The sequence below is a fragment of the Acinetobacter sp. SM1B genome (genome assembly GCF_003289665.1).
Lineage (GTDB): Bacteria > Pseudomonadota > Gammaproteobacteria > Pseudomonadales > Moraxellaceae > Acinetobacter > Acinetobacter schindleri.
In genome coordinates, this window is sequence record NZ_QMBM01000001.1 from 822,379 (window position 1) to 836,996 (window position 14,618).

Below are 14,618 nucleotides of genomic sequence, written 5' to 3' on the forward strand. Positions count from 1 at the left end.
TAAGCATCTTTATCATTCTATTTAAGACAATAATCTCAACTTTTTATTTGCTACTGCTGTGCTTATATTTTTATTGTCCATAAAAAACCGCCCGAAAGGGCGGTTTCTTGGGTCTTTCGACGCGATTCGAATTAACGAACGATATCGCGTTGAGTTTCGCCAGTATAAAGCTGACGAGGACGACCGATCTTGTAAGATGCGCTGTGCATTTCTAACCAGTGGCTGATCCAGCCTACTGTACGTGCAAGAGCGAAAATTACAGTAAACATTTCTGTCGGGATACCAATCGCTTTAAGGATGATACCTGAGTAGAAGTCTACGTTCGGGTAAAGGTTACGTTTGATGAAGTATTCGTCAGAAAGCGCGATACGTTCAAGTTCCATAGCCAAAGCAAGTTGTGGATCGTTGATACCAAGTGCTGTTAACACTTCGTCGCAAGTCTCTTTCATTACTTTCGCACGTGGATCGAAGTTTTTGTAAACTCGGTGACCGAAGCCCATCAGTTTAACTTCTTTAGTTTTTACTTTTTCCATGAACGGAGCAACGTTCTCTACAGTGCCGATTTCATCCAGCATCTTAAGAACAGCTTCGTTTGCACCACCGTGAGCAGGGCCCCATAGCGCCGCTATACCAGCAGCGATACATGCATACGGGTTAGCGCCAGTAGAACCAGCAAGACGTACTGTAGAAGTAGACGCGTTTTGTTCGTGGTCAGCATGAAGCGTGAAAATACGGTCCATTGCTTTCGCAAGAATCGGGTCAACTTTGTAGTCACGGTCTGCAGGTGTAGCAAACATCATGTACAGGAAGTTTTCTGCATAAGTCAAATCGTTACGTGGGTAAACGAACGGTTGACCTACTGTGTATTTGTAAGTCCAAGCAGCCAGTGTAGGCACTTTAGCGATCAAGCGAATCGCAGTAATTTCACGATGGTCGATGTTTTCGATGTCAAGGCTGTTGTGATAGAACGCAGAAAGCGCACCAACAACACCACACATGATCGCCATAGGATGCGCGTCACGACGGAAACCATTGAAGAAGCGGCTAACTTGGTCGTGAACCATCGTGTGGTTACGAACTTTAGCATCAAATTCAACTTTTTGTTCAGCAGTAGGAAGCTCGCCATTTAGAAGAAGGTAGCAAGTTTCAAGGTAGTCTGCTTTAGTCGCTAACTGGTCGATTGGGTAGCCACGGTGTAAAAGAACGCCTTTACCACCGTCGATGAAAGTGATTTTAGATTCACACGCAGCTGTAGATACGAAACCAGGATCAAAAGTAAAGTGACCTGCAGCCAACACATCTTTAACGTCGATTACATCTGGGCCCAATGTGCCGCTGTAAATTGGTAGTTCAATTTGTTTGCCATCAAGCTGTAAAACGGCTTTTTTGCCAGTTGCTTCAGACATTCAATAGATCTCCTGTCCTGGTGAATGTTTATCCGAGTTGTCTATCAATCTTTTAATGTACAAAACGGACGGATCAAAAATTTGCTATAAGATTAGTGAGTACTGAAATTTTGTCAATTATACTTATGGATAAAAAATGACGTTACACAGCGGCTTAGTCACATAATCTCTGTATAAAAAGCTTTATTAAAATCACAGCATCAACGCGCTATAATAAGATAAAACATGCAGGAGGTGCAGAAAAAAATGCATTGTTTGCAGCAATAATCATCATCTTTTAATCGTAAAAAAATGTTTAAAATGATTGGGTTCATAACGATAAATTGGCTAAAACTATATAAATTTCACTACTTACAGCTTTTTCAAGGGTTGGTAGTTTTTGTCAGGTTTTATAAATAAAAGCACTTAATAGAATATTTGAAAATGTCTGTTTGATTAAAAAATGACTTATTTTTGCTCGATTAAATCATGCTAATTTGATTTATTTGGAGACCTGTTTCACATTTTTAAGTTGAATAGTATAGATCGGTACTGAAATGTGTTTTATCTGCCTAAGTGACGTATTCATTCAACTATTATAAAGATAGTTTTGTATTCACCGTTTGGCCTATCATAAATCTTTAAAAAATAGAGGGTTCTGTATAGTTTGAGTGATATTTTCAATCGAGCGCTAAGTGCTTGAATCTTCACCTTTAGTCTAAAGAACAGATGTTTCTAATATATATCCATATCGGACTAAATTAATCGGCTTTATTATTTAAAAACATATATATAAGTATTGATTAGAAGGCAATTATAAAATTATTGCAGATTAATCTTATTGTTAATGATTCTTATTTAAAGGGTTTTTAGCCAAAAAGCTTATGAGAGTTGTTTGTATTTTGATAGTGAGCGTTTTATAATTCAGTGTCGTTTTACGTTTAGGCATGTATTTGCCTAATCAATGCCAGCTTTCCTTCGAATTAATTCCAACAAACTCCGGATGGAGTTTTTAACTACAGGATGCCCGCTGTGAAAAGCAACAGACCTGTCAATTTGTCCATGGGTCAAGTTTTAGAAGTAAACTTAAAATCACCTGTGGCTATTGCATCAATTCTACACCGTCTTTCTGGTGTGATCGTATTCTTACTCGTACCGGTCCTTTTATGGATTTTAGACAAGTCATTGTCTTCGCCTGAAGGTTTTGCTCAAGTGCAAGAAATCTTTAACGGTTTCATCGTGCGTTTTGTTGTATGGGTATTTGTAGCCGGCTTAATCTATCATACGTTTACTGGTATTAAGCACTTACTTGCAGATGTTGGCGTTGCAGAAGAACTGCAAAGCGGCCGTACTGCAGCTACTATTTCATTAATCTTGTCTGCAATCGGTATTGTTGCAGCATTTGTATGGATCGTACTCTAATGAAAAGTGCTACTGGTTTAACGGGTTCAGGTTCTCGCGATTGGTTTCTTCAACGTGTGAGTGCAGTGGTTCTAGCTGTGTATACTGTTATCGTTTTGGGTTGGATTCTACTGAATGGTGGCTTCAACTTTGAACAGTGGTACGGCTTTATGATGACTACACCAATGAAGATTTTGTCTTTATTGGCCGTATTCTCTCTTGTTGCACACGCATGGATTGGCATGTGGCAGGTTTTCACTGACTATGTGACTACTCGTCAAATGGGTCCATCAGCATCAGGTTTACGCATTGTATTGACTTCAGCAGTGATTATCGCTGTATTAGCATACGCAATCTGGGCAATCCAGATTTTCTGGGCTTGATAGGAAGAGATCATGGGCGCAATTAACCCTAAAGAAGATTACACAAATATTCCACATGAAACTTTCGATGCTGTCATCGTGGGTGGCGGTGGTTCAGGTATGCGTGCATCTTACCAACTTGCTCAAGCTGGTTTAAAAGTTGCTGTACTGACTAAAGTATTCCCGACACGTTCACACACTGTTGCGGCACAGGGTGGTATTGGTGCATCTCTTGGTAATATGCAGGAAGATAACTGGCACTACCACTTCTATGACACAGTGAAAGGTTCTGACTGGTTAGGTGACCAGGACGCGATCGAGTTTATGACGCGTGAAGCACCTCAAGTGGTATACGAATTAGAACATTTAGGTATGCCGTTTGACCGTAACGCAGACGGTACGATTTACCAACGTCCATTCGGTGGTCACTCTGCGAACTACGGTGAAAAAGCGGTTCCTCGTGCATGTGCTGCAGCTGACCGTACAGGTCACGCACTTCTTCATACGCTTTATCAAAGCAACGTGAAAATGGGTACACAATTCTTCGTAGAATGGATCGCACTTGATTTGATCCGTAACGAAGCTGGCGATGTACTTGGTGTAACTGCTATCGATCAGGAAACTGGTAAAATTGCAGTATTCCAGGCGAAAGCTACTCTATTTGCTACTGGTGGTGCGGGTCGTGTTTACCGTGCATCTACTAACGCATATATCAATACTGGTGACGGTCTTGGTATGGCAGCTCGTGCAGGTATTCCATTACAGGATATGGAATTCTGGCAGTTCCACCCTACAGGTGTTGCGGGCGCAGGCGTATTATTAACTGAAGGTTGTCGTGGTGAAGGTGCAATCCTTCGTAACAAAGACGGCGAACCGTTCATGGAACGTTATGCTCCAACTTTGAAAGACTTGGCACCACGTGACTTTGTATCACGTTCTATGGACCAGGAAATCAAAGAAGGTCGTGGCTGTGGTCCTAAAGGTGATTATATCCTTCTTGATATGACGCACCTGGGTGCGGATACGATCATGAAACGTCTTCCATCTGTATTTGAGATTGGTAAGAAATTCGCGAACGTTGATATCACCAAAGAGCCAATTCCGGTAGTGCCAACAATCCATTACCAAATGGGTGGTATTCCTACGAATATTCATGGTCAGGTTGTTGTTCCAGAGTCTCCGGAAACTGAAGCACTGGTTACTCACTACGACAAGAACACTGATACATACTCTACTAACCAAGAAGGCCGTAACTTCACTAAACCAGTGAAAGGTTTCTATGCGATTGGTGAATGTTCTTGTGTATCTGTACATGGTGCAAACCGTCTAGGTACAAACTCACTACTTGACTTGGTTGTATTTGGTAAGGCTGCTGGTCAGCATATCATCGACTATGTGACTAAACATCACGGTGATGAATATGAACCGCTTCCTACCACTGTACTTGAGCAAACTGTTGCACGTATTCGTAAACTTGACGAATCAACGACAGGTGAAAATGCTCAAGAAGTTGCTGATGCGATTCGTGATATCGTTCAAGACCACGCTGGTGTATTCCGTACATCTGCACTTCTTGAAGAAGGTGTGAAACAGATTCTTGCAATTGAACCGCGCGTGCGCAACATTCACTTGAAAGACAAATCTAAAGTATTCAACACAGCACGTATTGAAGCACTTGAAGTTGAAAACTTGTATGAAGTTGCTAAAGCGACTCTAATTTCAGCTGCAGCGCGTAAAGAATGCCGTGGTGCGCATACGGTAGTAGACTTTGAAGAGTCTCCTGACCATCCTGCATACCCATACGGTCGTCGTGATGATGAGTGGATGAAGCACACATTATGGTTCTCTGCGGACAACCGTCTTGAGTACAAACCAGTGCGTTACCGTCCATTGTCGGTTGATGCAATTCCACCTAAACCACGTACATTCTAATTCGGAGAAGTAAGATGAGTAGAGGTACTCGTACATTTAATATCTACCGCTACGATCCTGATAAGGATGCAGCACCGTACATGCAAACTTTTAAACTGGAATTGACTGACAAGCACCGTATGTTGCTTGATGCACTTCTGGCATTAAAAGTACAAGACGAATCTTTAACGTTCCGTCGCTCATGTCGTGAAGGTATTTGTGGTTCTGATGGTGTAAACATCAATGGTAAAAACGGTCTTGCATGTCTGTGGAACCTGAATGATTTACCAGAAACAATCACAATCCGTCCACTGCCAGGTCTTCCAGTAGTTAAAGACCTTGTTGTAGACATGAATCAGTTCTACGATCAGTACAACAAGATTCATCCGTTCTTGATCAACAATCAGCCTGCACCGCCTAAAGAGCGTCTGCAGTCTCCTGAAGAACGTGAACATCTTGATGGTCTGTATGAATGTATTCTTTGTGCATGCTGTTCAACTTCATGTCCGTCATTCTGGTGGAACCCAGATAAGTTCTTGGGTCCTTCAGCATTGTTGAATGCTTACCGCTTCATCATTGACTCACGTGATACAGCAACTCAAGAGCGTTTGGCTCGTCTTGACGACCCATTCTCGCTGTTCCGTTGTAAAGGCATCATGAACTGTGTATCTGTATGTCCTAAAGGCTTGAACCCTACCAAAGCAATCGGTCACATCCGTAACATGCTTCTAGATATGGCTGGCTAATTCAGACTGCGAGTAACAGTTTGTCAAAAAGCACACCACTTGGTGTGCTTTTTGCTTTATAGGGGCGCTGAAAAGGGTAAGACTAGTTGAAAAGCAACTGTTATCAGCAGGAGCTCTGGTGCAATCATAAAGGATGATGAATCCTTTCAGAGCATTTTGCTCAGGTTTGTGCACTAATATGATGTAGTTCGATTTATTTATGATTTTTAGATGTAAAACTAACCTGAAAAAGATTCCCGATAATGTTATTATATAACGCAAGATTGCAAAGGGAGTGGATTGGAAGATTTACTCTCTTTTTGTTTATCAGTGGTATGGTGGATGGATGTAGGACTTTAGTCTACGGAGATTGTGTTTTTCATTTAAAGCTCCCTATGTTAGAGTAATTTCTGGTTGATGTATTTGACTAAAAAACACACATTTCTCGTCAAAAAAATCAATTGATTAGTCGAGATCGTGATAGCATTTAGCATAAGACTATATCCAAAAAACGTAAGGATTAATGTACACTTTTTAAACACGGAAAAACCTACGACTGGTATATAAAGGTAAGTCAGAGTCGCTTTAGAAAAAATACAGCTTAAGCCTTTGTTTTTTCTAAGTCGATTTGCAAAAAATTGCTCGGTTTTTATCGGGTATTCGATGAGTGATGATGCCGCTGAGGGGCGTTATTGTTCATTAAACATATCAAGAGTTGCTCTTGGTGTGGTGATAGCGCCTCATGGCTTATGCCTTATGGGGGACTAATGTCATCTTACCAATTTGACATTACTAATCCTGGGTTTTGCTTAAAAAGCATCCTGAAAATGTTTTTGCAATAGGAAATGGGTCCACAAATGCAAGAAGTTGCTGACGCTCTGCGTCTTGACACTGAACTTAGCGCTGATAGTGCAGCGTATATTGAAGAACTTTATGAGCAGTATCTGACCGCTCCAGACTCAGTGGGTGCTGACTGGCAGGAATACTTCGGTAAGTTCCCTAAAGGTGACCAACCACACAGCAATGTACGTGAGCAATTCCTACTGTTAGGTCGTAATTCAAGCCGTGTTCAGCCTGTCATTCAAGCGACAGTAAGTTCTGATCACGAGCGTCGTCAAATTGGCGTATTACAACTCATTGCGGCTTATCGTAACCGTGGTCATCAGAAAGCTAAATTAGATCCATTAGGTCTTGCAAAACGCGAACAAGCATTTGACTTAGAACTGGATGCACATGGTTTAACCAAGTCTGATTTAGACACAGTATTCAATACTGGTAATCTTGCGATCGGTAAAGAAGAAGCAACGCTTGCTGAAATTCTTGCTGCATTAGAGTCTACATACTGCGGTACTGTTGGTTCAGAATACATGCACATCGTTGACACCAAGGAAAAACGTTGGATTCAACAACGTCTTGAAGGTGCACGTGGCCAGTTTGGTTTCAACACACAACAGAAAACACATGTACTTGAACGTTTGACTGCAGCTGAAGGCTTAGAAAAATACTTAGGTAATAAATTCGTTGGTGCAAAACGTTTCGGTGTTGAAGGCGGTGAGTCTTTTATTCCGATGGTTGATGCAGTGATTCAACGTGCAGGTTCTGTTGGTTGTAAAGAAGTTGTAATCGGTATGCCACACCGTGGCCGTCTGAACCTTCTGGTTAACATCATGGGTAAAAACCCGGCTGACCTGTTTGGCGAATTCGAAGGTAAGTCTCTTCATAAGAAAGGTTCTGGTGATGTTAAGTACCACCAAGGTTTCTCATCTAACGTGATGACTCCAGGTGGCGAAGTACACTTGGCATTGGCGTTTAACCCATCACACCTTGAAATCGTTGGACCGGTAGTTGAAGGTTCGGTACGGGCTCGTCAGGTACGTCGTAAAGACATTGGTGGTGATGACGTATTACCAATCATCGTTCACGGTGATGCAGCATTTGCAGGTCAAGGTGTCAACCAGGAAACCTTCCAGATGTCACAAACGCGTGGTTACACCGTTGGTGGTACAGTGCACATTGTTGTGAACAACCAAGTTGGTTTCACCACTTCTGATCCACGTGATGCACGTTCTACAGAATACTGTACTGACATCGCGAAAATGATTCAGGCACCGATCTTCCATGTCAATGGTGATGATCCGGAAGCTGTATTGTTTGTTGCTCAGCTTGCACATGATTTCCGTCATACTTTCCGTAAAGATGTTGTTATCGACATGTTCTGTTATCGTCGTCGTGGTCACAACGAAGCGGATGAACCAGCTGCAACTCAGCCAATGATGTACCAAGTCATCAACAAGAAAGCGACGACTCGTACTTTGTATGCTGACAAACTTGTTCAAGAAGGCATCCTTGACCGCGCAACTGCAGATCAAATGGTTGAAAACTATCGTTCAGACCTTGAAGCAGGTAAACACGTTGCCAATGCCTTGGTATTAGAGCCGAACAAGAAAATGTTCGTAGACTGGTCTCCGTACTTAGGTCACGACTACACAGACGAGTGGGATACAACTTGTGATCTAGAACGTCTTAAAGAACTTGGCCGTAAAATGCGTGAGCTTCCAGAAGGCTTCGTCATGCAGCGTCAGGTTTCTAAAGTGATTGATGACCGTTTGAAAATGCAGACTGGTGAAATGCCATTGAACTGGGGTGCTGCTGAAACTCTAGCCTATGCATCGCTTCTAGACGATGGCTACTTGGTTCGTTTAACTGGCGAAGACGTGGGTCGTGGTACATTCTCACACCGTCATGCAAAACTGCATAACCAGGTAGATGGCTCAACTTACATTCCACTTTGCCATATCAAAGAAAACCAGCCACGCGTTGCAATTTATGACTCTTTATTGTCTGAGATGGCAGTACTGGCATTTGAATACGGCTATGCGACGACTCTTCCTAAGAGCTTGATCATCTGGGAAGCTCAGTTTGGTGACTTCGCGAACTGTGCACAGGTTGTGATCGACCAGTTCATCTCATCTGGTGAAACCAAGTGGGAACGTGTATGTGGTCTGACTATGCTTCTGCCACACGGCTTCGAAGGTCAAGGTCCAGAGCATTCATCTGCACGTCTTGAGCGCTTCCTGCAGTTATGTGCAGAAGACAACATGCAAGTGATGACTCCAACTACACCTGCACAGATCTTCCATGCATTACGTCGTCAGGCAATCCGCCCAATTCGTAAGCCAATGATCATCATGTCACCGAAATCATTACTGCGTCACAAGTTAGCTGTGTCTAACCTTGATGAACTTGCAAGCGGTACATTCCAGACTGTGATCGATGAAGTAGATAATATTAACAAGTCAGACGTAACCCGTCTGGTACTTTGTGGTGGTAAGGTTTACTACGACCTAGTTGAAAAACGTCGTGAAAAAGAATTGAACAATACTGCGATCGTTCGTATTGAACAATTGTATCCGTACCCAGAAGCACGTCTTGCTGAAGTTCTTGCTCAGTATCCAAACCTGAAAGAGCTGGTTTGGGCTCAAGAAGAACCGAAGAACCAAGGTGCTTGGCTGTTCATCGCGCCACGTCTGTATGATGACGTGATGAAGTCTGGTAAACAGGTCCGTATTAGCTACGCTGGCCGTGAAGCTTCTGCTGCACCGGCGTGTGGTTCACCATATTTGCATGCAAAACAACAAGCTCAGCTCGTTAACGACGCTCTAGCGATCGATGCTGAATAATCCAGGAGATTCTAAGTAATGGCAACCGAAATTAAAGCACCGGTATTTCCAGAGTCAGTTGCGGACGGTACGATCGCAACTTGGCACAAACAACCAGGTGAAGCAGTATCACGTGATGAAGTGATCTGTGATATTGAGACTGATAAAGTTGTTTTAGAAGTTGTTGCTCCTGCTGACGGTACAATTGCATCAATCATCAAAAATGAAGGCGACACAGTGCTTTCTGCTGAAGTGATTGCTCAATTTGAAGAAGGTGCTGTTTCTGGCGCTACACAAACTCAAGCAGTTCAATCTGAAGAGAAAGTTGAGCAAGCTGCTGCACAAACTGAAGCGGGTAATTCGCCGATCGTTGAGCGTACTCAAGTTGCTGACCAGGCACCTGCAGTACGTAAAGCTTTAACTGAATCTGGTATTGCTGCATCTGACGTATCTGGTACAGGTCGTGGCGGTCGCATCACCAAAGAAGATGTTGCAAACCATCAAGCGAAACCAGCAGCACCTGCTGCTGCACCGCTGAGCGTTGCAGTTGGTGAGCGTATTGAAAAACGTGTACCTATGACTCGTCTGCGTAAACGTGTTGCTGAACGTCTGCTTGCTGCAACTCAAGAAACAGCAATGCTGACGACGTTCAACGAAGTCAACATGAAACCAATCATGGAAATGCGTAACCAGTACAAAGATGCGTTTGAAAAACGTCATGGTGCGCGTCTAGGTTTCATGTCATTCTTCGTTAAAGCGGCAACTGAAGCGCTTAAACGCTACCCAGCGGTGAATGCATCTATCGATGGCGACGACATCGTTTATCACGGTTACTATGACATCGGTGTAGCGGTTTCTTCTGATCGTGGTCTGGTGGTTCCTGTACTTCGTGATACAGACCGCATGAACTACGCTGAAGTTGAAAATGGTATCCGTGCATACGCTGGTAAGGCACGTGAAGGTAAACTTGCGATTGAAGACATGACTGGTGGTACTTTCACAATTACCAACGGTGGTACTTTCGGTTCATTGCTTTCAACTCCAATCTTGAACACTCCACAAACTGCGATTCTGGGTATGCATAAAATCCAGGAACGTCCTATGGCAGTGAATGGTCAGGTTGAAATCTTGCCAATGATGTACCTAGCGCTTTCTTATGACCACCGTCTAATCGATGGTAAAGAAGCTGTAGGTTTCCTTGTAACAATCAAAGAATTGTTAGAAGAACCAGCTCGTCTGATCCTTGATCTTTAATTCTAAAGAATAAATCCATGGGCTTAGGGTGATCCTCTAGGCCCATTTTTGGAGAGAATAATGTCTCAACAATTCGATTTAGTTGTAATCGGTGGTGGCCCAGGTGGCTACGAAGCTGCAATTCGTGCTGCACAGCTTGGTTTTAAAGTTGCGTGTATCGAAAAACGTATTCATAAAGGTAAACCTTCTTTAGGTGGTACTTGCTTAAACGTCGGTTGTATTCCGTCTAAAGCACTTCTAGATTCTTCTCACCGTTATGAAGATACTGTTAAGCATTTAGATGACCACGGTATTACAACGGGTGAAGTTGCTTTCGATTTGTCTAAAATGCTTGCGCGTAAAGACAAAGTCGTTGAACAATTGACTGGTGGTGTTGCGCAGTTACTTAAAGGTAATGGCATAGAATGGTTACAAGGTACTGGTAAATTACTTGCTGGTAAAAAAGTTGAGTTCGTACCGCATGAAGGCGAAACTCAGGTTTTAGAGCCTAAATATGTCATCCTTGCATCTGGTTCTGTACCAGTCAATATTCCAGTTGCTCCTGTAGATCAAGACCTGATCGTAGACTCAACTGGTGCGCTTGAATTCCCAGAAGTGCCTAAACGTCTTGGTGTGATCGGTGCTGGTGTAATCGGTCTTGAACTTGGTTCAGTATGGCGTCGTCTGGGTGCGGAAGTTGTTGTATTTGAAGCAATGGACGCATTCTTGCCAATGGCTGACAAAGCATTGGCAAAAGACTACCAAAAACTGCTGACCAAGCAAGGTCTTGATATCCGCATTGGTGCAAAAGTTTCTGGTACTGAAGTTAACGGTCGTGAAGTGACTGTTAAATACAGTCAGGGCGGCGAAGACAAAGAACAGACTTTCGATAAGCTGATCGTTTGTGTAGGCCGTCGTGCTTATGCTGAAGGCCTATTGGCTGAAGACTCAGGTATCAAACTGACTGAGCGCGGTCTGGTTGAAGTAAATGACTGGTGTGCAACTTCTGTTGAAGGCGTATATGCAATCGGTGACTTGGTACGTGGTCCAATGCTTGCACATAAAGCAATGGAAGAAGGCGTAATGGCTGTTGAACGTATCCACGGTCATGCTGCTCAAGTGAACTATGACACTATTATTTCTGTCATCTACACTCACCCAGAAGCGGCTTGGGTAGGTTTAACAGAAGAGCAAGCCAAAGAAAAAGGTCATGAAGTGAAAACTGGTCAATTCGGTTTTGCTGTAAATGGTCGTGCTTTGGCTGCGGGTGAAGGTGCTGGTTTTGTGAAGTTTGTTGCTGATGCAAAAACTGACCGTCTACTGGGTATGCACGTGATTGGACCTGCTGCGTCTGACATCGTTCACCAAGGTATGATCGCACTTGAGTTTGTATCTTCAGTTGAAGATCTACAGTTGATGACGTTTGGTCACCCAACATTCTCTGAAGTCGTACATGAAGCTGCTCTTGCAGTCGATGGTCGTGCAATTCACGCGATCCAGCGTAAGCGTAAATAATCTAAAAAAGAGCGGCTCCGGCCGCTCTTTTACATTTGGTGGTTGTTTTTGTATGAATAATCATCTAAAAATAAAGATAAGAATCAAAACATCGTTTTAATAAATTCCAATATCGATGTTGCAGCGCCACAGGATATTGGACGCAGTAATAACAAAGTAAAGAAGTAGTAAAAGGTCAATCAATGAATTTACATGAGTATCAAGCAAAAGCGTTATTAAAAAAATATGGCATGCCAGTTCAGGAAGGTATTCTTGCGACAAATGCTGAAGAAACCGTGCAGGCTTTTCAACAGCTGGGCGGAAAATTTGCCGTATTAAAAGCACAGGTGCATGCCGGGGGGCGTGGTAAGGCGGGTGGGGTAAAGGTAGTTAAATCTGCCGACGAAGCCGCTGAATATGCCAATCAAATTATTGGCTCACGTTTAGTGACTTATCAAACCGATGCCAATGGTCAACCAGTCAACAGTATTCTGGTCTCTGAAGATGTTTATCCGGTAGAGCGTGAACTTTATCTGGGTGCTGTTGTAGACCGTTCAACTCGCCGTATTACCTTTATGGCATCGACTGAAGGCGGTGTTGAAATTGAAAAAGTGGCAGAAGAAACGCCTGAAAAAATTATTAAAGTTGAAGTTGATCCACTCGTTGGTTTATTGCCGTTCCAGGCACGTGAAGTTGCATTTGCTTTAAACCTTAAAGATGGACAAATCAACCAATTTGTTAAAGTCATGACTGCAGCTTATCAAGCCTTTGTGGAAAATGATTTTGCCCTGTTTGAAATCAATCCGCTATCAGTCCGTGAAAATGGCGACATTCTTTGTGTCGATGCCAAAGTAGGGATCGATTCGAACGCGTTGTATCGTTTGCCTGAAGTGGCGGCACTACGCGATAAATCACAAGAGAATGAGCGTGAGCTAAAAGCCTCAGAATTTGATCTGAACTATGTTGCCTTGGAAGGTAATATTGGTTGTATGGTCAATGGTGCAGGTCTTGCGATGGCCACCATGGATATTATCAAGCTTTATGGTGGTCAGCCAGCTAACTTCCTCGATGTCGGTGGTGGTGCAACCAAAGAGCGGGTGATTGAGGCGTTCAAAATTATTTTGGCAGATAATTCTGTACAAGGTGTGTTGATTAATATTTTTGGTGGAATTGTACGTTGCGACATGATCGCTGAAGCAATTATTGCAGCAGTTCAAGAAGTAAATGTCACTGTGCCGGTTGTGGTTCGCCTTGAAGGGAACAATGCTGAGCTTGGTGCCAAATTACTGGATGAATCTGGTTTGAAATTAATTTCTGCAAATGGCCTGGCCGATGCTGCAGAAAAAATTGTTGCTGCAGTAAAAGCTTAAGGAGTATCACAATGAGCGTATTAATTAATAAAGACACCAAAGTTTTAGTTCAGGGCTTTACTGGTAAAAACGGAACTTTTCATTCTGAGCAGGCAATTGCTTACGGTACTAAAGTGGTCGGTGGGGTAACACCGGGTAAAGGTGGTCAATCACATCTGGATCTGCCAGTATTTAATACCATGCGTGAAGCGGTAAAAGAAACTCAGGCCGATGCTTCTGTAATTTATGTACCTGCACCATTTGTATTAGACTCTATTGTGGAAGCGGTTGACTCAGGTATTGAACTAATTGTAGTGATTACTGAAGGTGTACCAACACTGGACATGCTAAAAGCCAAGCGCTATCTGGAAACCAATGGTAATGGCACGCGTCTGATTGGCCCAAACTGTCCGGGTATTATTACGCCTGAAGAATGCAAGATTGGAATTATGCCAGGCCATATCCATAAGAAAGGCAAGATCGGGATTATCTCTCGTTCAGGTACCCTGACTTATGAGGCTGTATCGCAAACGACTAAATTGGGTTTAGGTCAATCGACGTGTATCGGTATTGGTGGTGATCCAATTCCAGGTATGAACCAGATTGACTGCTTGAAACTGTTTGAAGAAGACCCTGAAACAGAAGCTATTATTATGATCGGTGAGATTGGTGGTACAGCTGAAGAAGAAGCTGCTGAATATATCCAGTCTAATGTAACTAAGCCTGTAGTGGGTTATATTGCGGGTGTGACAGCACCGAAAGGAAAACGTATGGGGCATGCAGGTGCGATTATTTCAGGTGGCAAAGGCACCGCGGAAGAAAAATTTGCAGCCTTTGAACGTGCTGGCATGGCTTATACCCGTAGTCCTGCTGAGCTTGGTTCGACCATGTATCAGTTGCTGAAGGATAAAGGGTTAATCTAAACAATAAAAATCCAACATAAAGCCCTCTTATTGAGGGCTTTTTTTAGAAGAAATACATAATAGTTTGATCTGACAGGATGAAATTGTGAGCTAAATCGCACTTTGTTATAATATTTGTATAAATAAAATCTCTGTACACGACAAATTTCACAGAACCCTTATCCTATCAGGGTTCT

Annotated in this window: 10 protein-coding genes; 9 read left to right on the forward strand and 1 reads right to left on the reverse strand. The window is 42.9% G+C overall.

The annotated features are described in order from the left end of the window. Positions 1-131 precede the first annotated feature (131 nt). On the reverse strand, positions 132-1,406 hold the full coding sequence (gltA, locus tag C8322_RS03915; RefSeq protein WP_004810845.1) for a citrate synthase: 1,275 nt from the start codon (positions 1,404-1,406) through the stop codon (positions 132-134). 1,002 nt (positions 1,407-2,408) lie between these two features. Between gltA and sdhC the strand changes: the two genes are divergently transcribed. The 9 genes from sdhC to sucD all read left to right on the forward strand — a co-directional run bounded on the left by sdhC (position 2,409) and on the right by sucD (position 14,442). After that, a complete protein-coding gene (gene sdhC / locus C8322_RS03920) occupies positions 2,409-2,807 on the forward strand; it encodes a succinate dehydrogenase, cytochrome b556 subunit (RefSeq protein WP_008301879.1) in 399 nt (132 codons plus the stop codon). Next, a complete protein-coding gene (gene sdhD / locus C8322_RS03925) occupies positions 2,807-3,169 on the forward strand; it encodes a succinate dehydrogenase, hydrophobic membrane anchor protein (protein WP_004810840.1) in 363 nt (120 codons plus the stop codon). Before sdhC ends, sdhD begins: the two co-directional genes overlap by 1 nt. Before the next feature lie 12 nt (positions 3,170-3,181). Then, the gene (locus C8322_RS03930) at positions 3,182-5,080 is read left to right on the forward strand and encodes an FAD-binding protein (RefSeq protein WP_004810838.1); all 1,899 of its coding nucleotides are present in this window, start codon (positions 3,182-3,184) and stop codon (positions 5,078-5,080) included. 14 nt (positions 5,081-5,094) lie between these two features. After that, positions 5,095-5,805 (forward strand): succinate dehydrogenase iron-sulfur subunit, encoded by a 711-nt coding sequence (locus C8322_RS03935; protein ID WP_004810837.1) that lies wholly within the window; start codon positions 5,095-5,097, stop codon positions 5,803-5,805. Positions 5,806-6,641: 836 nt separating this feature from the next. Further along, entirely contained in the window at positions 6,642-9,464 is a 2,823-nt protein-coding gene (locus C8322_RS03940) for a 2-oxoglutarate dehydrogenase E1 component (protein WP_004810834.1), read from the forward strand. A gap of 18 nt (positions 9,465-9,482) precedes the next feature. After that, positions 9,483-10,697, forward strand: coding sequence for a 2-oxoglutarate dehydrogenase complex dihydrolipoyllysine-residue succinyltransferase (gene odhB / locus C8322_RS03945; RefSeq protein WP_004810833.1), 1,215 nt, complete (start codon positions 9,483-9,485; stop codon positions 10,695-10,697). Positions 10,698-10,757: 60 nt separating this feature from the next. Next, positions 10,758-12,191: a dihydrolipoyl dehydrogenase gene (lpdA, locus tag C8322_RS03950; protein WP_004782973.1), complete on the forward strand. Its 1,434-nt coding sequence runs from the start codon at positions 10,758-10,760 to the stop codon at positions 12,189-12,191. Positions 12,192-12,373: 182 nt separating this feature from the next. Continuing rightward, positions 12,374-13,540 (forward strand): ADP-forming succinate--CoA ligase subunit beta, encoded by a 1,167-nt coding sequence (gene sucC, locus C8322_RS03955; protein WP_004810830.1) that lies wholly within the window; start codon positions 12,374-12,376, stop codon positions 13,538-13,540. An 11-nt stretch (positions 13,541-13,551) separates the two neighbouring features. Then, positions 13,552-14,442 (forward strand): succinate--CoA ligase subunit alpha, encoded by an 891-nt coding sequence (gene sucD / locus C8322_RS03960; protein ID WP_004810828.1) that lies wholly within the window; start codon positions 13,552-13,554, stop codon positions 14,440-14,442. The last annotated feature ends 176 nt before the right edge of the window (positions 14,443-14,618 follow it).